Origin of the sequence: Shewanella pealeana ATCC 700345 (assembly GCF_000018285.1) — a bacterium.
GTDB classification, from domain to species: domain Bacteria; phylum Pseudomonadota; class Gammaproteobacteria; order Enterobacterales; family Shewanellaceae; genus Shewanella; species Shewanella pealeana.
This window is the reverse complement of record NC_009901.1, coordinates 3,894,320-3,918,552: the sequence shown is the minus strand read 5'-3', so window position 1 is coordinate 3,918,552 and position 24,233 is coordinate 3,894,320. Positions and strand designations below refer to the sequence as shown.

The 24,233-nt window shown below is 45.6% G+C and carries 19 protein-coding genes and 1 pseudogene; 8 read left to right on the top strand and 12 right to left on the bottom strand.

The genetic code is table 11. The features are described from left to right. Nucleotides 1-65: 65 nt before the first annotated feature. From queG to SPEA_RS16875, 3 genes are all read right to left on the bottom strand, one after another. Nucleotides 66-1,289 carry a tRNA epoxyqueuosine(34) reductase QueG gene (queG, locus tag SPEA_RS16885; RefSeq protein WP_012156411.1) on the bottom strand — a complete coding sequence of 408 codons (1,224 nt, stop codon included), beginning with the start codon at nucleotides 1,287-1,289 and terminating at the stop codon, nucleotides 66-68. Nucleotides 1,290-1,406: 117 nt separating this feature from the next. Further along, the gene (locus SPEA_RS16880) at nucleotides 1,407-3,290 is read right to left on the bottom strand and encodes a tetratricopeptide repeat-containing diguanylate cyclase (protein WP_012156410.1); all 1,884 of its coding nucleotides are present in this window, start codon (nucleotides 3,288-3,290) and stop codon (nucleotides 1,407-1,409) included. Between the two features lie 236 nt (nucleotides 3,291-3,526). After that, nucleotides 3,527-5,410 carry a GGDEF domain-containing protein gene (locus SPEA_RS16875; RefSeq protein ID WP_012156409.1) on the bottom strand — a complete coding sequence of 628 codons (1,884 nt, stop codon included), beginning with the start codon at nucleotides 5,408-5,410 and terminating at the stop codon, nucleotides 3,527-3,529. Nucleotides 5,411-5,595: 185 nt separating this feature from the next. Between SPEA_RS16875 and SPEA_RS16870 the strand changes: the two genes are divergently transcribed. The 6 genes and pseudogenes from SPEA_RS16870 to SPEA_RS16855 all read left to right on the top strand — a co-directional run bounded on the left by SPEA_RS16870 (nucleotide 5,596) and on the right by SPEA_RS16855 (nucleotide 11,078). Beyond that, nucleotides 5,596-6,120: a phosphatase PAP2 family protein gene (locus SPEA_RS16870; RefSeq protein WP_012156408.1), complete on the top strand. Its 525-nt coding sequence runs from the start codon at nucleotides 5,596-5,598 to the stop codon at nucleotides 6,118-6,120. An 80-nt stretch (nucleotides 6,121-6,200) separates the two neighbouring features. After that, entirely contained in the window at nucleotides 6,201-6,638 is a 438-nt protein-coding gene (locus SPEA_RS16865; protein WP_041411051.1) for a DUF3069 domain-containing protein, read from the top strand. Between the two features lie 160 nt (nucleotides 6,639-6,798). Next, a complete protein-coding gene (locus SPEA_RS23145; protein WP_150102246.1) occupies nucleotides 6,799-7,002 on the top strand; it encodes a hypothetical protein in 204 nt (67 codons plus the stop codon). A 369-nt stretch (nucleotides 7,003-7,371) separates the two neighbouring features. After that, nucleotides 7,372-7,530 (top strand): annotated as a pseudogene (locus tag SPEA_RS22835) (IS4 family transposase); the annotation flags it as partial. 615 nt (nucleotides 7,531-8,145) lie between these two features. Then, the gene (gene phsA, locus SPEA_RS16860; RefSeq protein ID WP_012156405.1) at nucleotides 8,146-10,416 is read left to right on the top strand and encodes a thiosulfate reductase PhsA; all 2,271 of its coding nucleotides are present in this window, start codon (nucleotides 8,146-8,148) and stop codon (nucleotides 10,414-10,416) included. 83 nt (nucleotides 10,417-10,499) lie between these two features. Next, the gene (locus SPEA_RS16855; protein WP_012156404.1) at nucleotides 10,500-11,078 is read left to right on the top strand and encodes a 4Fe-4S dicluster domain-containing protein; all 579 of its coding nucleotides are present in this window, start codon (nucleotides 10,500-10,502) and stop codon (nucleotides 11,076-11,078) included. A gap of 207 nt (nucleotides 11,079-11,285) precedes the next feature. Here the strand turns inward: SPEA_RS16855 and SPEA_RS16850 are convergent, their stop codons facing one another. The 5 genes from SPEA_RS16850 to SPEA_RS16830 all read right to left on the bottom strand — a co-directional run bounded on the left by SPEA_RS16850 (nucleotide 11,286) and on the right by SPEA_RS16830 (nucleotide 17,269). Continuing rightward, nucleotides 11,286-12,974 (bottom strand): NAD-dependent malic enzyme, encoded by a 1,689-nt coding sequence (locus SPEA_RS16850; RefSeq protein WP_012156403.1) that lies wholly within the window; start codon nucleotides 12,972-12,974, stop codon nucleotides 11,286-11,288. Between the two features lie 684 nt (nucleotides 12,975-13,658). Further along, nucleotides 13,659-14,132: a YehS family protein gene (locus SPEA_RS16845; protein WP_012156402.1), complete on the bottom strand. Its 474-nt coding sequence runs from the start codon at nucleotides 14,130-14,132 to the stop codon at nucleotides 13,659-13,661. A gap of 97 nt (nucleotides 14,133-14,229) precedes the next feature. Next, on the bottom strand, nucleotides 14,230-15,399 hold the full coding sequence (locus tag SPEA_RS16840) for a serine hydrolase domain-containing protein (protein WP_012156401.1): 1,170 nt from the start codon (nucleotides 15,397-15,399) through the stop codon (nucleotides 14,230-14,232). Between the two features lie 24 nt (nucleotides 15,400-15,423). Continuing rightward, a complete protein-coding gene (locus SPEA_RS16835; RefSeq protein ID WP_041411050.1) occupies nucleotides 15,424-16,686 on the bottom strand; it encodes an Nramp family divalent metal transporter in 1,263 nt (420 codons plus the stop codon). A 46-nt stretch (nucleotides 16,687-16,732) separates the two neighbouring features. Continuing rightward, nucleotides 16,733-17,269 carry a PH domain-containing protein gene (locus SPEA_RS16830; RefSeq protein WP_012156399.1) on the bottom strand — a complete coding sequence of 179 codons (537 nt, stop codon included), beginning with the start codon at nucleotides 17,267-17,269 and terminating at the stop codon, nucleotides 16,733-16,735. A 241-nt stretch (nucleotides 17,270-17,510) separates the two neighbouring features. Here SPEA_RS16830 and SPEA_RS16825 point away from each other — a divergent pair, with 241 nt between their 5' ends. Further along, nucleotides 17,511-18,134, top strand: a complete 624-nt coding sequence (locus SPEA_RS16825) for a glutathione S-transferase family protein (RefSeq protein WP_012156398.1) — start codon at nucleotides 17,511-17,513, stop codon at nucleotides 18,132-18,134. 303 nt (nucleotides 18,135-18,437) lie between these two features. Here the strand turns inward: SPEA_RS16825 and SPEA_RS16820 are convergent, their stop codons facing one another. From SPEA_RS16820 to SPEA_RS16805, 4 genes are all read right to left on the bottom strand, one after another. Further along, entirely contained in the window at nucleotides 18,438-18,938 is a 501-nt protein-coding gene (locus SPEA_RS16820) for a DUF4447 family protein (RefSeq protein WP_012156397.1), read from the bottom strand. Nucleotides 18,939-19,002: 64 nt separating this feature from the next. Beyond that, nucleotides 19,003-19,407 carry an SMI1/KNR4 family protein gene (locus SPEA_RS16815; RefSeq protein ID WP_012156396.1) on the bottom strand — a complete coding sequence of 135 codons (405 nt, stop codon included), beginning with the start codon at nucleotides 19,405-19,407 and terminating at the stop codon, nucleotides 19,003-19,005. Between the two features lie 412 nt (nucleotides 19,408-19,819). After that, the gene (locus SPEA_RS16810) at nucleotides 19,820-20,605 is read right to left on the bottom strand and encodes a RelA/SpoT domain-containing protein (RefSeq protein WP_012156395.1); all 786 of its coding nucleotides are present in this window, start codon (nucleotides 20,603-20,605) and stop codon (nucleotides 19,820-19,822) included. 391 nt (nucleotides 20,606-20,996) lie between these two features. Further along, on the bottom strand, nucleotides 20,997-23,081 hold the full coding sequence (locus SPEA_RS16805) for a M13 family metallopeptidase (RefSeq protein ID WP_012156394.1): 2,085 nt from the start codon (nucleotides 23,079-23,081) through the stop codon (nucleotides 20,997-20,999). Nucleotides 23,082-23,484: 403 nt separating this feature from the next. Between SPEA_RS16805 and rsuA the strand changes: the two genes are divergently transcribed. After that, entirely contained in the window at nucleotides 23,485-24,177 is a 693-nt protein-coding gene (gene rsuA, locus SPEA_RS16800; protein ID WP_012156393.1) for a 16S rRNA pseudouridine(516) synthase RsuA, read from the top strand. Nucleotides 24,178-24,233: the final 56 nt, after the last annotated feature.

Genomic DNA, 24,233 nt, shown 5'->3' with positions numbered 1-24,233 from the left:
TTTTGCTGTTTCGCTTATGCTTTTAGCTTCATGCTTTTTAACGTTAGGGCTTAAGCAATAAAACGTTAGGCGTCTCTCGGTAAGCCTTTTTCAATACTGCGGATCACCCTCTGGGTTTTACGACTTTGAGTGTTATAAGTCAGCGTAGCTTCAGGCTGCGCTTTTTGTTGTTCAAGTTTCTGTCGCTGCTGATTAACGGCCCAGTCAATATGCTCTGTTACCATCTCATCCACTTCACTGGAGAGTTTACGAGCCTCGAGTGCTGTGATGATTTCTTCGCTGCTAGGGGCATTACCTAGGGCGACGGCAATGTTTCTTAGCCAGCGAGCATGGCCGATGCGGCGAATTGGACTGCCTTCGGTGAGTTTTAAAAACTCAGCCTCACTCCATGCAAATAACTCAAGTAGTCGAGGCTGCTTGAGCGAAGCGCGGGTGTGGAAATCGCTTTCTTCAGTGAGGGGCGCCTTAGCATTAACCGGGCAGACCAACTGACAATCATCACAGCCGTAGATTCGATTACCGATAGCTTCTCTAAACTCAACGGGAATTGCACCTTGCAGCTCAATGGTTAAATAGGAAATACAGCGACTCCCATCGACGATATAAGGTTCGACAATTGCGTTCGTCGGGCAAGACTTGATACAGGCCACGCAGGTATTACAGCCTTCAACAACCGGAATATCGACCGGTAAAGGTAAGTCGATTAATAGTTCCCCTAAAAAGAACCAGCTGCCAGCATCTTGATTCAGCAATAAGCTGTGTTTTCCGGTCCAACCAAGGCCTGCCTTGTCGGCTAAGGGGCGCTCTAAAATTGGCGCAGAGTCGACGAAAGGACGGGAGTTAGGTTTACTTATACCAAGTTCTTTTAGCTCGGCTTCAATTCTGTCGCCTAGCTTTTTAAGACGGTTGCGGATCATCTTGTGGTAGTCGCGACCGCCAGCATAACGGGAAATATAACCAAGATTAGGATCTTTAAGATTGAAGGCGAACCCAGCCTCAGGAGGGAGATAATTCATCCGCGCTGAAATAACCCGCACAGTGCCAGGATGGAGCTCATAAGCTCGCGCGCGCATCATGCCATGATTGGCCATATAGCCCATGTCGCCGTGATAATCTTTGTCTAACCAAGCTTGAAGCTTTGGCTCTTCTGCACTGAGGTCTGTATCGCAAATACCAATTTGCGCAAAGCCTAGTTCTTGGCCCCAAACTTTAATGTTAAGGGCTAATTCGCCAAGTTGAGTGGACGTTAGGCTGTCGATTGGGGCAAGTTGTGAAGGAGTGTCGGACATAGGCCTATTATTTACTAAAAGTATTGGCTAAAAGTATTGGTGAAAAGTAACGGCTTAGAATAACCGCTAATGATAGCAGTTATTGGGGATGAATAGGTATCCCCATCTGTAGCACAGTTAACCCATCCTAGCTTGGTTGCGACCTTCTGTTTTAGCTATGTACAAGGCTTGGTCGGCTTTTTTGAGGAGCAGCGACAACTTGCTGTCCGCAGTGCTGAGGCTTGCGACACCGGCACTGATAGTCATGCTAAACCCTGATGGTAGTTGGCTAAAATCACCGTATCTGACACTATGCACCAAGGCCTGAGCTATCTTATAACCCTGTGCCAAATCGGTATCAGGCAAGATAACTAAAAACTCTTCGCCGCCAATACGGGCGGTCTTATATTGTGTTGCGAGCACTTCGCGGCATGTATCCGCCAGAAGCTTTAAGGCGTGATCGCCGACTTCGTGACCAAACTTGTCGTTAATTAGCTTGAAATAGTCGATATCGAAGGTGATCACCGATAATGGACTCTCGGTCCTTTGAGCCTGTTCGAAGTAGGTCTGAGCCTTAGCATAAATATAGCGTCGGTTGGGAAGTTGGGTGAGGTCATCCGTTAGCGCAAGTGCCGATAATAGTTTGTTCTTTTGAATTTGTTTATAGGCAAACACCGAAACAATCAAGATGATAAAGCCACCTAGAAAGATAATGATCCCTTGCTGTAGTTCATTTTGTTCTAACATGGCCAGCTCTAATTCTCTGAGCTGCTGATTTTCTATAAGATGACGGTTTTCTTGTTCAATTTGATCGGCATTGAAGCGGGTACGCATCTCTGTGGTGTAGCTTGAAAGTTGCTTACTATCGAGTTCGATATGCAACTTCATATATTCAGAGAGTGCATAGTAGGCTTGTTTCCAATCTTTTTGCTTGAGAAATGCCTGGCTTTCGACTAATTGCAATTGTGCCAACCCGCGTATGTTCTTCACTCTGCTAAAAGCGCTGCGGGCGTATGCAATACTCTTGTGAGCCTGAGACAGTTGACTCTCTGCAAGGTACGCTTGTGCGCGAAATAGATGTAAAAAGCTGTAAAACGCGGTATCTGTAGACAGGATAAACGGCTCGGCTTCATCTAGGTATTGGTGAGCTTGAGTAAACTCACCGAGTTTTATCAAGGTACTCGCGATATTCACTGCAACAGTAGCTTGCTCTAACTCTTTTTTGTTGTTTCTCCAATAGTCATGACTCTCTTCAAACAATGTCTTTGCGACTTCGAGATTACCTTGTTCTTCTTCAGCAATGGCAATTGAGACAGATATGGCATTGGCACCATCAAAGTTTTGCTTGTTAATATGGCCGTTTTGAACTTGTTTAAAGTAACGAATAGCATTTTTATGTTCGCCTAGGCGGCGATAACTGGTGGCGATTTCATACAAGCTGCTATGAGCCCAAGCGGGTAGGTTTAAATTTTGATACAAAGCATGGGCTATCAGTAAGTCTTCGAGTCCTTGAGTAAAGTTACCTTGGTAAGATCGTAAGAAGCCACGCATATTTCTGGCATCGGCCACCAAGCGTAAATTCTCTCGAGCATAGGCCTCTTCTATTATCTTGTTATAACCTTTTAGCGCCGCTTCTACGTTGCCATGCTTCTCTGAAAACCAAGTGTGGCACAGCTCCAAGTCGAGCTTATGGTCTGGAAAGTTTACTAATTTAGGGTTGGTCAGTACGTGTTTGGCAAATGCTAAAGCTGTTGGGATTTGCTCTTTTATATAAGGGTTGAATGACCAACACAGGGCTCGTTGTAGGCGCAGTTGTCTTGAGGTATCCCCTTTTGAGATTAAGCTTTCTAATTGAGTTAGATGCAGGTTATAGGCTTCGGGATTGTCAATGGTGCCACTATCGATAATGGCAAAAATTTTATCTGCCTTTTGGATGTTAGTTTGTTCGGCGAAGCCTAAACTGCACACCGTAAGAGTGCTTACAAATAGCAGAATTTGTATTAACAGGGAAAGTTTAGGCATTTAGAGTCGACTTCGAGTGGAAGTTATTGATATTTAGGCCTAATTATACACTATGCAATATGAGGTATAGCAAGCTTTAGTGTCGTTCCGAGTAATAGAGTAAAGCCAAACATAAGCCTCTAAGCTAGCCTTTTCAGGTCCTTAATATAGCCAAAGCTGATAGTTATAAATCTTTCGCCTAAAACCGACTATTTACTGCAATGAAAGCCAGACTTGAAAACCAAAGTGACAGACTATTAATTCATCTTAACTTGGTCACGGCCTTGTTTTTTGGCTAAGTAAAGTGCCTCATCGGCTCGTTTCAGCAGTTGGGAAAGCTTATCGTCAGTTTCGCTAAGGCTTGAAACACCGGCACTTATTGTTATCGAGAACCCTTCAGGGAAAGGGCTAAAGTCAGCATTGCGAACCTGATTAACTAAGTGTTGGGCAACCTTAAGGGCTTGAGCCTTATCGGTATGCGGCAGTAAGATCAGAAACTCTTCGCCCCCCACTCGCGCCGCTTCATATTGAGTTCCGAGTACTGCTCTACAGGTATCAGCGAGTAACTTTAGGGTCTCGTCGCCAACTTCGTGTCCATATCTGTCATTAATGAGTTTGAAATAGTCAGCATCGAAACTAATACAGGATAAAGCCTGCTGGTTTTTTATTGCGCTCTCAAAGTAGTCCTGCGCTTGGGTGTAGATGTAGCGTCGATTAGGCAGTTGAGTGAGATCGTCAGTCAGGGCTAACGCCGACAGTAATTTATTCTTCTGCGACTGCTTGTAGGTGAAAGTCGAGATGATAATAAGGATTATGCTGCCCATAAAAATGATAATCCATTGCTGAACTTTATTTTGCTCCAGCATGGCTAGCTCAAGCTCTTTGAGCTTATGATTTTCAACGAGGTGGCGATTCTCGGCTTCTATCTGCTCGGCATTAAAACGGGTTCGCATTTCGGTGTTGTAGCGAGAGAATAGCTTTTTATCAAGCTCCATATGCAGCTCCATATACTTATATAGAGACTCATAGGCTGCTTGCCAGTTATCTTGCATAAGAAATATCTGGCTCTCTACAAGTTGCACCTGCACCAGTCCGCGCAAACTCTTGACTCGCTCAAATGCTGCGCGGGCTAAGGCTATGCTTTTGTGGGCTTGTTCGAACTGCCCTAGCTCCAAGTATATCTGGGCATAAAACAGCTGCATATAGTTATAGAAGCCTTCCGCAGATGGAGTGATAAAAGGAACTGACTCATCTAGGTACTTAAGGGCTTGGTTGATTTCTCCAAGTTTAATTAAGGTTCCAGCCATGTTCACGGCTACGCCGGCTTTCTTAAACCCATTTTGGTTAGTGTTCCAGTAGTGGTAACTTTCTAAGAAAAGTTTTTTAGCTTGAGTAAAGCTCTTGCGCTCCTCTTCAGCAATAGCGATTGATGAGATCACCACGTTAGCCTTGTCAAACTCTTGGTTGTCGATGTGGCTCTTATGCAACTGGTTGAAATAACGGATAGCATTTTCTTGATCACCTAAGCGGCGATAAATCGTCGCGATTTCATAGAGGCTATGCTGTACCCAAACGGTGACATTTAAACTTTTATAGAGGGTTTGCGCCGTCATTAAGTCCTCTAGGCCTTGGGTATAGTTGCCTTGGAACGAAGTTAAATAGCCGCGCATCATTCGAACGTCAGCCATTAGGCGCAAATTTTCTAACTTGTAGGCGTCAATGACCAGTCGATTGTAATAACTCAGCGCTGTATCGACATCGCCTTTTTGCTCAGAAAACCAAGCATAGCAAAGCTCTAAGTCCAATTTATCATCAGGGAAATTGGTTAACTCCGGACGCGTTAAGGCTTGTTTAGCAAATAACAAGGCTTGAGCAATTTCAGCATCATCTTGCATGTTATATGACCAGCAGATGGTTCGAGCTAAACGTAATTGCCTCGCTAGGTCATTTTTTGGCACTAAGGGGGTCAGCTCTTCGAGGTATTGCTTCTTTTCGAGGTTCTTCTCAACAACACCACTATCGAGCAAGTCGAATAGCTCATCTGCACGTTGGAGATCCGTTGTGGCAGAAACAGCATAATGGCTGACCGAGGCCATAATAAAAGCTAGGGAGATGAGTAATAACTGAATTAGCTTAGGCATTTACGTTTATTTTTGGTATCAAAATTTTTTATATTCGGCCATTAGAATACACGATAAGGGTTTTTGTTAACTAAGTTTTTATATGTTGAGTGCTTAAAATTGAATCGCTTTCACAAGTTTTTGCATTTACCACATTGTGCCTGTATAACAACGCCCTCTAATGGCTCATGACACAGGTCTTTCCTATGAAAAAGTTTTTTGCTTGTTTACTTTTACTGGCAAGTTGGTCAACTTCCGCCGCATCGGATTTAGAAAGGTCTGGTGATGTATTGCACCTGCTTATTCCAGCCGCTGCGCTGGGTGGTTCGCTTATTTATGAAGATGGCTATGAAGGGGCTTGGCAGCTAGCCAAAACCGGTGTGGTTTCTCGTTTAGTGGTAGAAGGCCTTAAATACACGGTAGATAAAGACAGACCCGATGGCTCAGGTGATGACTCGTTTCCGTCAGGTCACACCGCCGACAGCTTTGCCGCAGCTACATTTGTGCAGCAGCGTTATGGTTGGCAGTGGGCTATCCCCGCTTATATTGGCGCTGCTTATGTAGGCTATACCCGAGTTGAAAGCGACAAGCACCACGTTGAAGACGTGTTAGCTGGCGCGGCAATTGGCATATTGTCTGGGCTATACTTTACCGACCCTTATAAAGGTATTACGGTAACGCCAATCGTCGGTAATGGTAATTATGGCTTATACGTAAGCGGCAAATTTTAACCTAGCAATTGAATTGAGATAGGCGCTATATGGCGTCATCTAACCGAACTGTTTTTAGATATATTTGTAGAGAGAAAGTGATGACAGAAGTAACTCAAGCTTATAGAGATCGTGCTGAGCAAGTAGCGCTGAATGTATGTAACACAGTAATGCCGATGAACGACATTCCAGAGGGATTGTTCGAAGCTTACGCCAACCTTTGCAACGAGCTAATCGAAGATACCGACCTTAAGTTCAGCGCCGGTTGGGATGCACTACCAGCCAGTGCTAAGGGCCTATTACCGAGAGAAGACTTCCACGGTTTCTACATTGCGAATGCTTGGTTCCAATTAAGCCGCGTAGCCCAAGATATTGCAGAGATGGCTGAAACTGACGATGAGATCGCCGAGAAAGAGTACAACGGTATCTTCACTCGACTAGCAGATGCTTCGCTTAAAGAAAGCGTACGTAAGTTGAAGAAAGCCCGAACTGACCGTTCGATGCTTAATAGCATCAAAACAGTGATTGCTGGCAAATAAGGTTTAGCTTTTTGCTAAAAAGTTTAATCAAAAAGGCTACAGGGTTTCTGTAGCCTTTTTTGTTGCTAGCAGATATAGCAACTTTTTATCTTCGTGTAGATAGGGAGGTATTTTTAGGCTGCGAGTAGGATCCAGCAGCGGTGGTTCCAATGGCCTGCGTATGTGCAGACACTGCCGTGACACGCAGCAAGTCCATCCCTGGAAGCTCGGCCATGACAAACAACTTCCATGTTTAAAAGCCAGTTCGGCATCCATGCCTCTCGTTCGAGAGCTTGATAACTTCGTTATCTCTCACCAGAAGATTGACGGTCACGGCCGTATTTACACGGGGTTAGACAAGCATAACTCTGGGGATTCGGAGTGAATTGTTTAGTTTACTCTGACCCAATTATTTTACGGCCAAGAGGGGGCAACAGTGTATAACCGGACGGAGTTATATTCATTAGATACGGGCCTCATGCTTATGGATAAATTGCTAACGCTTCCGATGGGGCATCTGATGTGAATGGATTCACAAATGCCGTGATGGCAGGGATGCCTAGGAGCGGCCTACCCCGCGAAAGCTACGCCCACGTCCGTGTGGATATCACGCAACTCTGGTTTATATAGAGCTTCCAACGCACTTCGGCAACTCCGATGGGGAACTGGTGTTTCCTGTAAGTCTGAGGAGTCAGTAAGTTTTAACGTTATGGTTAAAGGCACAGGGAGCAAAAGTTATGCCTGTCCTATCTTTTATCAGGCGAATTCATTAAAGCACCGCAATGTACTCTCAAACCAATTTATAGGTTTGAGAGCATACAAAGATAAGAACTTGAAGCGGTTGAAATCGCATTGGCAGATAGCTCTCAAGACACTACAAGGCTTAGTTCGGAAACCACAAGCATACTATTAAATTCGTGGGGATCCATCAGACTCTGAGCCCACATGTTCTGTTACTTTTTGGCGTCATCTCAGTGTCGATGGCAGAGATATGGATCTTTTTGCCGGTTTGCAATATTTTTTATGTGATATATATCTAAAAGTTTTATGGTTTTGTGTTCAGGATTTAGCGCGTCACGATAAAGACATAATTTCAAGAAAACCTCTTAGCCTTGTTAAGATTCATCTTAAATTTCATCATTCATAGCCTTGAGTCAATGGGTTTTATGCTCACCTGAAAAGCGGCCTTGCCTATAAGAACCCATCTATAGCTCATTTGTTATAGGCCTATTTGCGCGTTACATCGATAGCATTAACGAATAAGGCGATTAGCTTGCTGTGAGCGGGGGGGAGATGATGGCATCTCTGTAGCGGTGTTTTTATTTTCGATCACAATTTTTAGTTGTGTTCGGATCTAAATCACAACTTATCATATGTGATTCACATCTAAATACATCTGATTTATTGATCTTAATCATGCTTTGTTTGATTGGGGCAGGCGTACTATGCGTACAGCCGGCTTCTCTTCGTATAAAAAATAATTTCTTTTAAATCTGATGGTTATAAACGTGAAAAGAGAGGTAAGAACATGTTGTCTCGCCGCGATTTTTTGGCAAAAGGTAGCGCCTTTTGCGCTATAACAGTTTATGCCCCCGGAACGTTAGGGGCGCAAAGTAAAATATTAACACCAGCAACGCCATTTATTAAAGAAATAAACAGTATCTGCGAAATGTGTTCAACTCGGTGTCCCATTACCGTTGAAAGCAGACTGGGCAAGTTATTCATTCGGGGGAACCTGAACGCTAAGAGCTTTGGCGGTAAGGTATGCGCAAGAGGTACATCAGGTAGCAAGCTGCTCAATGATCCTCATCGATTGGTAAAACCGATTAAGCGAACCGGACCTCGAGGTTCGGGGCAGTGGCAGGAAATTGAGTGGGAAGAAGCATACCAACTTATTGCGGTTAACCTAAATCAAGTGCGTGACCAATACGGACCAGAAGCAATCGCAGTCTCGAGTAAATCTGGCTCATTATCCAATCATGCCTTTCACTTTGGTAAAGCCATTGGCACCCCAAATATCTTTTCACACGGCTCAACATGTCCGATCTCCTATGCGGTTGCCGCCAAGGTGATGTTCGGCAATGAGCTTAAGCTGGATTTAGAAAACAGCAAATACATACTTAACTTCGGTCATAACCTGTATGAAGGGGTCAATATGTCAATGACCCGAGGCTTGTTGGCGGCACAGGAAAAAGGCACGGTCAAGGTCGTGGTGTTTGAGCCTAGATTATCGGTGATGGCTGACAAAGCAGATGAATGGCATGCCATTAAACCCGGCACAGACATTGCCGTTGTACTCGCTCTGAGTCATGTATTAATAGAAGAGCAGTTGTACGATGAATCTTTTGTTCAGCAATATGTTAGTGGCTTCGAGGATTTTGCGACTTCGATGGCGCGATACAGCCCTGAGTGGGCAAGTGAGGTATGCGGGATTTCAGCTGGCGACATTCGTCGTATCGCCCGAGAACTCGCCGCAGCCGCCCCCGCAGCGATAGCGGACCATGGCCATCGCTGCACCTTTACACCTGAAGAGTTCGATCTTCGGCGTGGTATCTATGCCATAAACGTGCTGCTGGGTAATATTGAACGTAAAGGAGGTGTGTATTTCGCTAAGAATTCTAAGCTGTACAACAAACTTGCTGGCGAAGCGGTAGCCCCATCACTCGAAAAAATAAAAGTAGAAGGTTTACCAACCCCAGTGTTACCACGTATCGATTTAGCCCAAGCCCAGTTTAAGTATGCTGCCAAAGCGGGTGGGCTCTATCAATCTATTATCCCTGCTGCCTTGCAGCAACAGCCCTACGCGATAAAGGCATGGGTGATGTCACGTTCTAACCCTGTGCAAACCGTCACCGATCGAACCCAAGTTCAAAAAGCACTCGAGGCGATGGATTTTGTTGTCGCCTGTGACGTATATATTAGCGAGAGCGCGGCCTATGCCGACGTTGTTCTGCCTGAGTCCACTTATCTTGAGCGTGACGAAGACATCAGTGACTATTCTGCTAAGAGCCCAGCCTACGCCTTGCGTCAGCAAGCAACCGATACCATAGGTAACACTCGACCAAGTTGGCAAATATTTAAAGAGATCGCTGACGCAATGGCGCTGGGACAATTTTTTCCTTGGCAAGATATTGCTGACTATCAACAGCGTCAGGTTGCAAACAACCCGGAATTATTACCGCAACTTAGAAAAGAAGGTTACCTCTCATTTGGCATCCCACTGTTGATGCGAGAACCAGATATGGTGGCGAAGTTTCGCCAGCACTATCCTAATGCGCAGCCTGTCTCAGAGCGTGGCGACTACGGTCATCAGCTCCAATTCACGACTCCAAGTGGCAAGATTGAATTGAGCTCTCCTAGTCTCGAAAAGATAGCCCCAGGCCGCAGTGTGATTAGCTACCGCCCCGTGACGCTAAAGCAGCCTGGTGAGCTGTACTTTATTCAAGGAAAGTCTGCATTGCATACCAACGCAGCTACTCAAAATATCCCACTGCTTTACGACTTGCAGCCAGATAACCCTGTCTGGATCCATCCAGACACTGCTGCCAAACTCGGGATAAGTGATGGTGATAGCATCACCATCACTAGTCAGGTGGGAGAGGAGCAAGGTACAGCCAAGGTAACGCTTGGGATCCGCAAAGATACCGTTTTCGCACATATGGGTTTTGGCAGTAAGAACCAAGAACTCACACGGGCCTTCGGTAAAGGAGTGCATTGCGGCGCTTTGTTACCCCATGCTACCGCAGCCATTACAGGCAGTAATGTTCATACCACGGGCGTCACTATCAGACGTGTGTAATGTGTATTTAGTTAAACTAACAAGGAGCTACTTTACTTCAACCAAGGCAACAGTATGTGTTGGAGTAGAGTGGGGGGAACGCAATGAACGAAAAATATGTACTCATTCATGATGAAAATCGCTGTATAGGTTGTCATGCCTGCACTGCTGCTTGTAACACATCTAACGATTTGGCCGATCATCAAAACCGGGCCACAATTGATGTAAAGGGCCCATATCTTATCGATGGCGAACTGCACTATCGTTATCTGCGAGTCTCTTGCGAGCAGTGTGACAGACCCGCCTGCATCAAGGCCTGCCCTTATGGGGCGATTAGTCAAACAGTGGATGGTGTAGTGTCATTTAATCATGACCGCTGCAAAGGCTGCTTAATGTGTGTAGCCGCCTGTCCTACAGGGGGATGTTTCTATAATAAGCACGCCAAATCTACTGATAACTGCGATTTCTGCATGAAAAGCCGTGTTGCAGAGGGGCTACAGCCAGCCTGCGTCACGGTATGTCCTGCCGATGCCCTCATTTTTGGCAATGCCAACGATCCAAACAGCGAAGTACATAAGTGTCTGTCGACGGTACTCACCTATAACCGTCCAGTTGGCTATAACAATAAACCTAAGCTCTACCGAGTAGCCAGTCAGGTGGCAAGTGAACGGAGACTTGTTTAGCTCAACAGTTGAGGTTTTGCCACCTATCAGGCGGCGCTTGAGCTTTAAGTTAGACAGCGTCTAACAATTAGGAGGAGTAATCAAGCTGCGCTTGATAGCAAACCAACTACCGGATAACACAAAAGCCAAAAAACAAAAAAGCAGCCAAATATGACTGCTTTTTGTTTCAACTTCGCTAATGAACGTTGCGAATACTAACGTTCAGAACTAGAACGCAGTTCGTTTATAACTACGATACTCTGCGGTCCAGAAGTTATCCTCAATCGCATAGGTCAGCAACTCATTGGTTGTTGGCAACGCATGGCCTTCTTCAATTGCAGTTCTGGCAACGGCAAACGCAATATGCTTACTCACCTTATGAATATCTTCAAGCTTTGGCAGCAGTGAGCCTTCACCGTCAATCGCCAGTGGTGAACACTCGGCTAACGCGCGGCTCGATGCCATCAACATGGCGTCGCTGACACGTTTTGCCCCAGAGGCTAATACGCCAAGGCCAATACCTGGGAAGATATAACTGTTATTACACTGGGCAATTTCATAGGTCACATCGTCAACCACTACTGGCTCAAACGGGCTACCTGTTGCTACAAGCGCCTGGCCTTGGGTCCAGTGTAGGATATCTTTCGGCGTGGCTTCAACGCGGCTAGTTGGGTTCGACAACGGGAACACGATTGGGCGCTTACAATGGCTGTGCATCGCCTTGATGATCTCTTCGGTGAACAGACCCGGCGCGCCTGAAACGCCAATCAATACCGTTGGCTTGGCATTGTTTACCACATCCAGCAGTGAGATGTTGTCGCTGAAATTATCCCAGCTGGTAATGTCATCACAATTTTGCGCTAACTTTTGCTGGAACGGTAGCAAGTTAGGCATATTTGATTGCAACATGCCCCAGCGATCAACCATAAACACTTGCTTGCGTGCCTGTGCTTCACTAATCCCTTCAGACACCATCTGCGCCACGATAGCCTCGGCAATACCACAACCGGCTGAGCCTGCACCTAAGAAGGTGATGCGCTGTTCGCTAAGCTGTGTTTTTGCCGCCTTACAGGCTGCTAACAGTGAGCCAACAGTTACTGCGGCAGTGCCTTGAATGTCATCATTAAAGCAGCAGTATTGATCTTTATAACGCTCAAGCAGTGGCATGGCGTTCTTCTGAGCAAAGTCTTCGAACTGGATCAGTGCGTCGGGCCAGCGGCGGTGAACCGCTTGCATAAAGGCTTCTACAAATTCTGTGTATTCTTCGCCGCCAATACGTGGGCTACGCATCCCCATGTACATAGGGTCTTCGAGTAGGTGTGGGTTATCGGTTCCTACATCGAGTGTAATCGGCAAGGTGTAAGCCGGGCTAATACCGCCACAGCTGGTGTATAGAGATAACTTACCAATCGGGATCCCCATACCACCAATGCCTTGATCACCTAGACCTAAGATGCGCTCACCGTCGGTCACTACGATGATTTTTACTTTTTGGCGGGTTGAGTTATTAAGAATATCGTCGATACGGTCTTTATTGGCGTAAGAGATAAACAGGCCACGGTTACGACGGTAATCTTTAGAGAAACGCTCACAGGCCATCCCCACTGTAGGGGTGTAGATGATAGGCATCATCTCGGTAATGTGGTTTTGCACCAGGCGATAATAGAGAGTCTCGTTGGTGTCTTGAATGTTTCTTAGGTAGATATGTTTGTCGAGATCGTTGCTGAAGTTCTTGTATTGATCATAAGCGCGAGAGGCTTGCTCTTCGATGGTCTCGATGACGTGGGGCAGTAGGCCTTCGAGATTAAAAAATATCCGTTCTTCGTCGGTGAAAGCGCTACCTTTGTTGATCAAAGGTGCTTCAAGAATGGCTGGACCGGCAAAAGGAAGATAGAGCGGGCGTTTGTTATCGTCCATTGGAAACCTTTTCTTTGTTTTTGTTAGTAGAGTAATACCAATCAGTATAAGAACTTTATCTGCTCAGAGCGGTTTTTGGCAAACTGTTTCAAGGTGAATAGTCGAAAGAGCTATTATTCCCTTATGGTGCTGTTCAATGTGGAAGTAGGCAGCCAAAAACGCTCCAGAATGACGAGTTTTAGCTGCTCTGATGCTGCGTTAACGAACTTGACCGTAGAACAGCTATGCTCTTCATTCGTCACCTTGCCTCAGAACCGCTAAATTCTCGCTGAGCGAGTAAATCTATATACTGATTGGTATTACAGGTGATGCTAATCACGGAAGACTAACATAAAGTGTGATCTTTGTTAGCTATTGCGGACGAAATAGACGAAATTTTTAATGAAATATAGGAAAAGAAGGTGCGAGGAAAAGCCAAGAAAGGTCCTAGCTTCTAGGAAGAGCAAAGACGTTCGGCCTACGGCCTTGCGAACGTGACTACGTCACAGACGGAACGCTACGCTTACAGAAAAGATGGGAAAAGCCGAAAAAGTGGTGTTTGTAGTAGGTCGGGCTTTTGCTTTTCCTAGCAGGGCGAAGCCCATCCTCGCAGCGAAGCGTCCTAGGATCTAGTTCCTAGCTCCTAAAAAAAAGCACCGCCATTGGCAGTGCTTTCAATCACTTGCATATAAATACGTGTGATAATTAGCTAGCGTTTTCTGGACGGTGCTTAAGTGATAAGCCCATCAAGAAGTTACGTAATACTTGGTCGCCACATGGCTTGTAGTGCTTGTGACCAGGCTTTCTAAATAGAGCGCCTAGCTCAGACTTGCTCATGTTGAATTCAGCTAGTTCTAGCGCTTCAATGATATCGTCTTCACGTAACTCAAATGCCACTCTTAGCTTCTTGAAGATAAGGTTATTGGTCAATTGAGATAGCGGCTCAGGTGCTTCAGCGCCAGGCTTTAGGCCACGCTTGTAGATCACTAAACCGTCTAGGAAATGACACATGTTCTTGTCATTAAGCGGTGTATAACCTTCTTCATGCTCTTTTTTAAGCATGTCGATCATCTGCTCTTGAGTCACTTCGTGCTTAGTTTTAGCAAAAATACGGATCATCTTTGCATTGCTTAAGTCGAGGATATAGCGAACTTTACGTAAAATATCATTGTTAATCATTGGTTTGATTTCTTCTAACTATGGGATCGCGCGGCTGCGCGATCATCGAGGCTATTATAGCAGACATTGGCTGTTAAATAGCAGCCTCTTAGATGCATTAGTCTGCTAGCTTGGGGGCTGTGGGAGTCATCACGCTTTCGACGGCCAAAACTCCGGCTTGATAGAGCTTTTCTACTGGGCGGTTTTCAAGTGCAATCAGTTTACTGCGAATGCTGTTACGAATGTCATCGTGTAAGCCAAAGGTTCTTTCACTGTCGCTAAGATCCCATGAAGTGTTTTCGAAGATAACCAGACTCACGTTAGACTTAGGGTAGTAAGTCGCGAGACTCACATAGCCAGGCAAATAGCCACTGTGGCTATATTCGAGCAACTGTTCATCTCGGCTAATTTGTGTGCCATAGCCGTATTCTAATACGCCCCACCTGTGGTTACGGGTGGCTTGGGGGGAGGTCATTAACTCCAGGCTCTGTGGGCTAATCAATTTGCCACTGTAAAGGGCGTACTGAAACTGGCTATAAGCTTCTACTGAGGCGATCATACCGCCGAAGGCAACCAATTTTTTATCTATGTTGATGTCGGCATGGGTATAGTGTGAGTGGTTTTTGCCATCAGCATCTTGAGTCTGCTCTTCGGCTTGGCCGAGGATCAAACTTGGATGTTTGGTTTTAATGCTGCTGAGCTCGCCTGTTTCTGCGTATAAACCATTGAGCTTAGTTTGCTCATTGAGTTCGTTGACTAGTTGATAAATCGGCTTGTGGTAAACCGTTTCGAGTAACTCACCAAGTAATGCATAACCGTAATTTGAATATTGAAACTGACTACCGGGCTTATATAGCGGCGCTTCGCCGATATTGACCAGCCCTGACGTGTGGCTGAGTAACTGCGACACTGTGACGCTAGGGGGAATATAGAGCTTGGCCTCATTAGCTTGTTTCGCGAGGTAATGACTCACACTTTGCTCTAGCTCAATTAAGCCTTCATCAACGGCTTTTAGAACTAACGCAGCGGTGACTTGCTTAGACAGGGATGCGATAACAAAGCTTGAATTGATTTCAATGTCGTCACCTGAGATATAGGTAAATATCGGTTGATTGTCACGCTTGAGCATAATGATGCCACTAAAGGGACGCTTGGCTTGAGTGATAATGGTAGGCAGCTGTTTGGCGATATCACTGCTGGCGACGCGGTTTGCACTGGCTTTGTTAGCAGCCCAAAGACAGCAGCCAACAACGACTGAGCCTATTAGTGTTTTTGTTATTAGGTGCATTTAAGGTGTAGGTGTCCGTTTACGTTATTTTGTGAGCATCCAATAGATAAATAGTGCGGCAAAACTCACTAAGTAAGTTAAGCCAAGCCATGAGAGTACTCTCATAGCGCTACCATACCTATCTGCTGGCAACAGTGCTGTGCTGATCATCAACTTATAGTTAAGCCAAGCAAAAACTACTGTTGTCATAAAGGCCAGAATCATAACAAATTCCAGCAATGGAAGTAGAGCACCTTTAAAAAACAATATGATAAATAAACCAAGAGTACTGACTGCTAACATAACAGCATTAAGTCGGCGTTCACTATCTTGCTGCTTGGTGAGCAGCTGCCAGCCCATATTGAGTGTACGACTATAGCCATCAATGACCGTGACAGTGGTGCTGAAGATACATAGAAATGCGACGGCGCCGATAAGATAGCGGCTGTCGTTGCCCATCACTTGGCTATATAAACTGATTAGCTGACTCGCAAATTTAGCGCCAGATGGCGAAAATTGCTCGCCGCTGCCATACATGATTAAGGTGCCTAGGGCGAGGAAAACGATGGCCAGTAGCGCGGTCATCAGATAGCCGAAGTTAAAATCAAATAGTGCCTGCTGCTTACTCACAGGTGATAACTTTTGCTTTTCGATTAACCACAGTGAATTCCAAGCGCTGACCTCAATAGGCGCAGGCATCCAGCCCATCATGGCGACGAGGAAACCGATATAAGCCCATTGCCAAGGCGATTTGGCAACAAAATCAGCATTAACAATTGCTGGGGCGTTAAAGGCTAGGGCCACTGCAATCAAGGTGGTGAGTGTTAGCGCCAGCATGATGACTTTAGTCATTTTATCGAGCAGCGCATAATGGCCAAAGATGAGAATCGCCAGACTGGAGAGCAATACCAGCAGCGCTAGCAGATCGATAGGTAAGGGCACAAACTGGGTCAACATGGCGGCGGTGAGCATGGCGACCCCCGCTGTGCTAGCGATGGCGGCCAGAGTGTTAAGCACGGTAAACACCAAAAGATACTTTCGCCCTTGCTTTAAGTAGCCATGGAGCAAGCTTTCACCTGTAGCTGCGGTGTAACGTGCCCCAGCAGCGAAAAAGGGATATTTAAGCAGGTTCACCGCCAAAATTACCCAGGCCAGTTGCCAGCCAAACTCTGCGCCTGCACGAGTCGATGCCACTAGATGTGAGGCGCCAATAGCAGCCGCAGCCATAAGCAGTCCTGGCCCCATGGCGCTCAGTAGTGTGGGTAAATTCATTCTTTGACTTGATATTACTGTGCTGTGATCGCTCATCTTGATTGGGTTTCTTATTCTTTTTGGGGTGCCGAAGTGCTGTTCGTTAGTTTTTACTATTACTTTCAATACGTTTGAGAGTATCAGATATCTCTTGTAAAAGGCTGACAACATTAGCCTCATTATTTTCATCTTGCTGAGCAACAGGGTCTATTTGGCTAAGCTTTTCTTTTTGCTTTAGCACCAAGCTTCTAAAGTCTGCCGCATTTATGATGCCCGTAAGATTCAGTAATGCACCAGCACCCGATTGCCCAGCGGTTTCTATGGTGAGTTTGTGCAGTTTGAACACTCGCATTAAGGGGCCCTGGATCAGTGCCATATCGGTGATTTTGTCGAGTGGTACGCTATTCTCGGTACGAGTAAAAATACCTTTACGCACAATGAGCTTTCTATCGGTGAGCTCGGTACTCATGTTGTCGATATAGCGGCGGGTAAAGATACTGCCGATGGGCAGCCATAGCAGTAATAGTGGGATCCCAACGACAGATAGCGTGAGAATGATAGCGAATGGTGTGAGCCAATATTGGCCTAAGTTGCTGGCAAATTCTGCCTGTTTGATGCTGGTCTCTTGGCGGATTTCCATAATCATTCCCTTGTATTATTGCAGTTATCTAATTCCCTTATTACTAAAACAAAATTTTGAGTAAAATTAAACCTAATTAAAATAGGGGGAATTTTTAGGCTGACTTATTTTGAAACCAATTAATTCGAAACTGATTTATTTTGAAACCGATTTATTTTGAAACAATGTCACGGTTTCAATTGTTAACTCTTAGCGGTAGCTTAGGGGCTCACCCAATTGATGCAAATTAAGGAACAGTTAGATGATTACACTATATGGGATCCCGCGTAGCCGCTCTTTGAGAGTGTCATGGACCTTAGAAGAGTTAGGACTCGACTGGCAATATCACTATATCAACTTTGCCAAGGGCGACAGTCGTGACCCCGCGTTTTTGGCCGTTAACCCTTGTGGCAAGGTTCCGGCGCTGGTAGATGATGGTTTTGCATTAACTGAATCAGCAGCAATCGTACTTTATTTAGCTGAGAAATATGGTCAGGGTAAGTTGCTGCCAAAGGTGGGGACTCATGAGTCGGCGCAGCATCATAAGTGGGTCAGCTTTATTATCAGTGAGCTTGAGCAGCCGCTGTGGAGCATAGGAAAACATAAGTTTGCCCTGCCAGAGGAACAGCGTCTTCCTGCTATGCTATCGGTTGCTAAGTGGGAGTTTGACAAGGCTGCGGCAATCGCCGAAAAGTGGTTACCTGAGAGTGATTTTTTACTTGGCGATGAGCTAAGTATTGCCGATATATTGCTTGGGCATACCTTGCTGTGGGCGACACGATTTGAGCAAGATATTCCACCAAAACTGACCGCCTACCGCGATAGAATTACGGCTCGACCAGCCATGGCTAAGGGACTTGCTAAAGAAGAGGCGGGCGCCGCTTGAGCTGACAAGGCACAGATTAACCCCTGCTCAAAGGAAAATTAAGCATAAAAAAAGCATCCACTATTTTAATAATAGAATGGATGCTTTTTTAATGCAGAAGCTAGGATGAGGAGCTAGACTCTAGGGCGCTTCGCTTCGAGGACGGACTATGTCCTGCTAGGAAAAGCAGAAGCTTGACGGGCTAAAGCCCGACCTACAAAAACAGAACCACTTTTCCGTAAGCGCAGCGTTCCGTCAGTGACGTAGTCACGTTCCCTAGGCCACAGGCCGTTCGGCTCTTACCTTCTTCGCTTTCCCTAAATCTTATAACTGCGCTTTAGCCCATTTCGCGCGGTTTTCTCGGCTCTCTTTCAAGCCTTCTTTCTCGCGGAATGCTTTGTAAGATTCAAATTCTAACGCTACTAGCACTACATCAACTTCTAGCATTAGCTTGCACTCTTTCTTGATGCGATATGCCGAAGTGTTATAGAGCTCTGCTAATGGCAATGTGCCTAAAAACTCTGGGTTGTACTGGGCGTATAAAGCTTGAGTTGGATAAACCACAAAGCTTAGAGTGCGCTTTGGCTCTGACTTAAATAGCTCTTCGATGCCGTCGCAAGTGTTAAGCACTTGCATCTCAATCGCTTCATCAATTTCAAGCAACTTCTTTTGTACCGGCATGTGAGCTGGCTTTTCACCGGCTTCCCAAGCGATAACATCGGCTTCGGTCACTTTACCAATTTCGGCAACTTGGGCAGTGGTTAGCGCCAAAGAGTGACGAAGGTACTGCATCTCAATGGCATTTAAACCAAGTTCTTTAGACATCTTGTTTCCTTAATAAATGTGTCGCTATGCTGCTAAAAGTTAACTAATTAATGTGTCGATTAAGTTAGCTACGCATCCATACGTCTTCGGCCCAGTCCCAAAATGACTCCCAAGTTTCTTCTTCGTCAATTTCGCCATCTTGCCATAACTGAATCTGGCCTTCTTGGCTAATAAAGAAGAAGTTATCACCTTGCTGACAAATAGGCACAAACTCACGCGGCAAGCCAATCGACCATGCATACGAGGTCACTTCTGACAAGTAAGTATGCGAGTTAGGGTCGCTTGCTGTAACAGGTTCTAAGCTGCCACAAATTACATCACTGGCATAGAGTAAGTATTCTTTCAGCTCCATAGGCAGTGGAATAAGAATTTCTTCTTCCACTTCAACAATTTGCTCAAATGTCGCTAGCTCTAACGGTACGGGAACCGTTTCACTCATCTCTTGCAGTTGCTCAATGATATCGTTCATAAGTTTTCGGGGTATCTGGCTGTATAGACTATTGGGGCGGAGTATAACCGCAAATTAGCAGGAAGTGCAGGTTAGTGCGCTAATTTAATCTTCAGCGTCTCGACTGGTATATGGCTTTACAAATTGGCGAAGCTAACGGACTTAATTTGGGGGAGAGCGTCGGTGACAAACCTTTTGTAAGCGGAACTGACTACAGCGATACAACAAGCACCCACTAGTTGCTAATGTCCTTCACTTAAGGACGTTACTCAGAAAAAATCAGATGATTTGAAAGATAAACATGAACCACTGAGGACACGAAGAGCACGAAGAAAAGCCATTCAGAGCTTTACCTGTTCTTCGTGGTTTATAGCTTTTAAAGCAAAGAACCCAACTTATGCTGGGTTCTTTCATTCATTATTAATACTGGGTTTTAGGCTGCGATGCTGATTTCGTTTGCTTGATCGCTGCGTTTATATTTGAGCCATGCCTTATGATAAAGCTTATGGGATGCTTGACGTAGCTGAGTAATCTTAGTGGTTTCGAGCTCACTTAAGTTACGTTGCTCTTGCATGGCAGAGGCCTGAATGGTTTGTACCTGCTCGTAGACATTATGTTCCACACCACTTTTAATCTCGGCGATATCGGCAAGGTGCAATTGCACCTCGGCTATCATTTGCGATTCTGGCAGTTTTACCAATAAGTTTAGGTCGCGGTAACCCGACTCTTTTGGGCTAGCGAAGCGGTTTTTAACTTGGATGAGTTGGCTATCTGACTTTAGCAGTGCAAACGCCTGCATCAAGTTGTGAATATCGTGGCTGACGATGCTGGCTCTGACGATATCTGTTAGTTGGCTGGCGTCGTTATCTAATTTGTTTTGCACCTTAGCTTCGGCTCTATCACGGCTCTTTATATCGGCTAGAACAGATTGAGTCTGAGATTGAGTGGTGATCATATTGAGCAGTTGGGCTAGTTCATCTTGCGCGCTTGCGGCTTGGCTATAGAGGGTATCGAGATCGGCGCTGGTCTGTCTAGGCACTTGGTATTGCATGGACTGGATGGCTGTGAGTCCTGCAAGGTTTTTAGGGAGCGCTTTTTTGGCGGCGTAACTACCGTTATTTTTGCTGTTGTTCTGGCCATGATCGACATTATGAGCAAAAGCTGTTCGAGTCGACAATAACAGTAAGAAAATGAAAAACGTCCGCAATATCCGGTTCATAGCAGTCCTTTAATAATGGCTATACCGTAATCTAGCTGGAAAATGCTTAAGCTATGCTGAATGGCAAATTAACATTTGTTCATAGTGTGAGCTGTAGCTCCTGAAAAATGATAATAAAGGAAAAGCCGTTGATGAAGTGAGACATCAACGGCTTTTTAGCTTTTAAATTTAAAGGACCTAGGACCCAAGATCTAGATTCTAGGACGCTACGCTTCGAGGACAGGCTGTTTGTGCTGAGAGGCCCTGCTAGGAAAAGCAAAAGCTTGACCTACAACAAACACCGTTTTCCCTGCTTTACCCGTCTCGGCTTTCATCGTCTTTGCCTTTTGCATTTCCTAGAACCTTTCTTGGCAGTTCCTAGAGCCTAGGGCCTGCTCTTTAAAAAAACTGATTACCAAATTTTTACGCGTTTCTCTGGTGCTATGTACATCGAATCGCCTGGCTTCAAAGCGTATGTGCTGTAGAATTCAGGCATGTTAGATAGTGCACCTAGAGCGCGGAACTGGGCTGGTGAATGTGGATCGGTCGCGACGCGGTTACGCATTGACTCTTCTTTGATTTTTGCACGCCAAATTTGAGTGAAACCAATGAAGAAACGTTGATCGCCCGTTAGGCCGTCAATTACAGGAGCTTCTTTGCCCTTGAGTGACTTCTTATAGGCACGATAGGCGATAGTGACGCCAGACAGGTCACCTATGTTCTCACCCAGAGTCAGTTCACCGTTAACATTTAAGTCGTCAAATACTGCGTAGTCGTTGTATTGATCGACAAGTGCCTTACCACGAGCTGCAAACTCGGTTAAGTCTTGCTCTGTCCACCAGTCACGCATGTTGCCTTCGCCGTCAAACTTTGCGCCTTGGTCGTCAAAACCGTGGCCCATCTCGTGGCCAATGACCGCACCGATGCCGCCATAGTTCACCGCATCGTCGGCTGCCATATTAAAGAATGGTGGCTGCAAAATAGCGGCAGGGAAGACGATTTCATTCATGGTAGGGTTGTAGTACGCGTTAACGGTTTGCGGCGTCATGTGCCACTCCCACTTACGGATTGGGCTACCGAGCTTCTCAAGTTCTTTCTCGTGGCTTAGCTCGCTTGCGCGTAGGTTATTGCCATATAGATCATCAGATTTGATGGTTAACTTATCGTAGTTTTCCCAGCGATCCGGGTAACCAATCTTAGGATCAAACTTGGCGAGCTTATCTTTAGCTGCCAGCTTAGTGTCGGCGCTCATCCAATCTAACGATTCAATGCTATCACCATAAGCACCTCGTAGGTTTTCAACCAAAACCTGCATACGCTCTTTCGCTTCAGGCTTAAAGTGACGTTTAACGTACACTTTACCCACAACTTCACCCAATAGAGCGTTAACCGATGATACGCCGCGCTTCCAGCGTGGCTGCTGCTCTTGCTGGCCGTTAAGTGTCTTGGCAAAAAACTCGAAGTTTTCGGTATCAAGCGCTTCGCTTAGGCTGCCTGCAGCATGAGTCAGTACCTGCCACTGCATGTAAGTCTTCCAGGCTGCGAGGTCTGTGTCTTTAATGACTTGGTTGAGCCCTTGGATATAGCTAGGCTGATTGATGATGATATCGGCTTGCTTGTCGGCGCCAAGTGCGGCTAGGTAACCGTTCCAGTTAATGTCTGGTGCCAGTGTGGGCAAGTCTTTAATCTGGTACTTGTTGTAAGTCTTAGTGCTGTCGCGAGTCTCGACCACATCCCAGTGTTGCTTAGCAATTTCAGTCTCAAGGGCCAAAATCGCCTCGGCACTGGCTTTTGGATTCGGCAGGCCTGCTAAGGTGTACATCTTTTCGATATGTTCAACATAGGCCTTACGAATATTAACGAAACGCTCATCTTGATTTAGGTAGTAGTCTTTCTCTGGCAGGCTAAGGCCATATTGCCAAATATGAGTGGCGTAACGGCTCGAGTCTTTGGCGTCGACGTTGATATAAAATGCCATTGGTGTGCCGCTACCGATAATTTGGCTGCGAGCGAAGTAAGTCACAAGCTCATCTTTCGACTCAATCGCATTGACTCTTTCAAGCTCGCTTTGAATTGGCGTCACGCCTAACTTGTTGAGGGTGTCTACATCCATAAATGAGTTGTATAGAGCGGCAACTTTCTGCTCGTCGCTACCTACTTTAAGGTTTGGCGTCGCGGCGACTTCTTCGATGATAGCCTTTACGTCATCACGTGACTTTTCACGCAGATCATAAAATGCTCCTGTGCTGGTGCGATCGCTCGGAATAGTGGTGTCTTTAATCCAAGTACCATTCACGTAAGAATAGAAGTCATCTTGTGGGCGAACTGACTTGTCGAAATTGGCAAAGTCGATACCTGAGGTCAGTGCTTTTTCAACTGCAACGGCAGCTTCTGTCTTGCTTGTGTCAGGTGATTTGACTTCTGTAGGTTCGCTGTTACATGCACTGAGGCCAACGATAAGGGAAGCGCATAAGCCCCCAACGAGTACTTTTTTCATTTTTCTTCCTTAATCTATACCGTCAATTTATTTTGCTTTTGAATTAAGCGAGTTGTTTTTCTAATCTTCAAATAGCGTATTCATGCTCCTAGCTAATGTTTGTAGCTATTGCTTGTTGCTAGGTCGAATGAATTACATTGAGTTACTTATGTTAAGTTTTTTGGGGTGGTATGGACAAGCCTGAGGCGTAAACTTATGTGGATATTTGGCCTGTCATGTGTAAGAAAAGGTTTCCCATGGAGCATTTTGTTGGCTTTTATAGGCTAGTTTTCAGGGCTAGCGGACGCTTATGACATTGGCTTGAGTCGCGCTTTGCTGAGATAGACATAAGCAAAACTTTGCCCTTTGGCGGCGCTGGCCTCATAATGTCGGCCATTATGGTTATATAAGCTGAGTTCTTCCTGTGCGTTTAGATAAATTTATTTGTGAATCAACTTCACACTCTCGCGTTTCTGCCAAGAAAGCCCTTCATCGTGGTGATGTCACTTGTAATGGTGAAGTCGTTAAAAACTCTGGTTTTAAAGTCACCGATGAGCATGAGATCCGTCTTGAGGGTGAGGTGCTAACGATAATTGGCCCGCGCTTTATCATGCTAAACAAGCCAGTCGATACTATCTGTTCAACCATAGATGAAGAGTATCCATCGGTGATCAGCCTGTTGGATGTGAGCCGTCCTGAAGATTTGCATATTGCTGGCCGTTTAGATGCCGACACTACAGGTCTGGTTTTGATCACCACAGATGGTCAATGGTCGCATAAAATCACCTCGCCAAAGAAAGAGTGTGGCAAGCGCTACCTATTAGAGACGGCTGATCCATTAAGTGAAGCTCTAGTGCAGCAATTTGCCGATGGCTTGCAACTCAATAATGAAGATGGTCTGACTAAACCGGCAGAGCTTGAGATGTTAGGCTCGAACCAAGCGCGTTTGACCATTACCGAAGGTAAATATCATCAAGTTAAGCGTATGCTAGCCGCGGTAGGAAATAAGGTGACTAAGCTACACCGTGAGAGCGTGGGCGCTATCGAACTCGACCCAAGCCTTGAGCTGGGTGAATGGCGATACCTGACTGATGCTGAAATAAAATCAGTTAAGTAAGCAAACTAGATATTCACTCTTAGCGTGGTTACTTCTGAGTGGGGGATGGGTTGCTA

Coding starts and splice junctions, on each gene's coding strand:
- queG (WP_012156411.1), bottom strand. CDS start 1,289: ATGTCCGACACTCCTTCACAACTTGCCCCAATCGACAGCCTAACGTCC.
- SPEA_RS16880 (WP_012156410.1), bottom strand. CDS start 3,290: ATGCCTAAACTTTCCCTGTTAATACAAATTCTGCTATTTGTAAGCACT.
- SPEA_RS16875 (WP_012156409.1), bottom strand. CDS start 5,410: ATGCCTAAGCTAATTCAGTTATTACTCATCTCCCTAGCTTTTATTATG.
- SPEA_RS16870 (WP_012156408.1), top strand. CDS start 5,596: ATGAAAAAGTTTTTTGCTTGTTTACTTTTACTGGCAAGTTGGTCAACT.
- SPEA_RS16865 (WP_041411051.1), top strand. CDS start 6,201: ATGACAGAAGTAACTCAAGCTTATAGAGATCGTGCTGAGCAAGTAGCG.
- SPEA_RS23145 (WP_150102246.1), top strand. CDS start 6,799: ATGTGCAGACACTGCCGTGACACGCAGCAAGTCCATCCCTGGAAGCTC.
- phsA (WP_012156405.1), top strand. CDS start 8,146: ATGTTGTCTCGCCGCGATTTTTTGGCAAAAGGTAGCGCCTTTTGCGCT.
- SPEA_RS16855 (WP_012156404.1), top strand. CDS start 10,500: ATGAACGAAAAATATGTACTCATTCATGATGAAAATCGCTGTATAGGT.
- SPEA_RS16850 (WP_012156403.1), bottom strand. CDS start 12,974: ATGGACGATAACAAACGCCCGCTCTATCTTCCTTTTGCCGGTCCAGCC.
- SPEA_RS16845 (WP_012156402.1), bottom strand. CDS start 14,132: ATGATTAACAATGATATTTTACGTAAAGTTCGCTATATCCTCGACTTA.
- SPEA_RS16840 (WP_012156401.1), bottom strand. CDS start 15,399: ATGCACCTAATAACAAAAACACTAATAGGCTCAGTCGTTGTTGGCTGC.
- SPEA_RS16835 (WP_041411050.1), bottom strand. CDS start 16,686: ATGAGCGATCACAGCACAGTAATATCAAGTCAAAGAATGAATTTACCC.
- SPEA_RS16830 (WP_012156399.1), bottom strand. CDS start 17,269: ATGGAAATCCGCCAAGAGACCAGCATCAAACAGGCAGAATTTGCCAGC.
- SPEA_RS16825 (WP_012156398.1), top strand. CDS start 17,511: ATGATTACACTATATGGGATCCCGCGTAGCCGCTCTTTGAGAGTGTCA.
- SPEA_RS16820 (WP_012156397.1), bottom strand. CDS start 18,938: ATGTCTAAAGAACTTGGTTTAAATGCCATTGAGATGCAGTACCTTCGT.
- SPEA_RS16815 (WP_012156396.1), bottom strand. CDS start 19,407: ATGAACGATATCATTGAGCAACTGCAAGAGATGAGTGAAACGGTTCCC.
- SPEA_RS16810 (WP_012156395.1), bottom strand. CDS start 20,605: ATGAACCGGATATTGCGGACGTTTTTCATTTTCTTACTGTTATTGTCG.
- SPEA_RS16805 (WP_012156394.1), bottom strand. CDS start 23,081: ATGAAAAAAGTACTCGTTGGGGGCTTATGCGCTTCCCTTATCGTTGGC.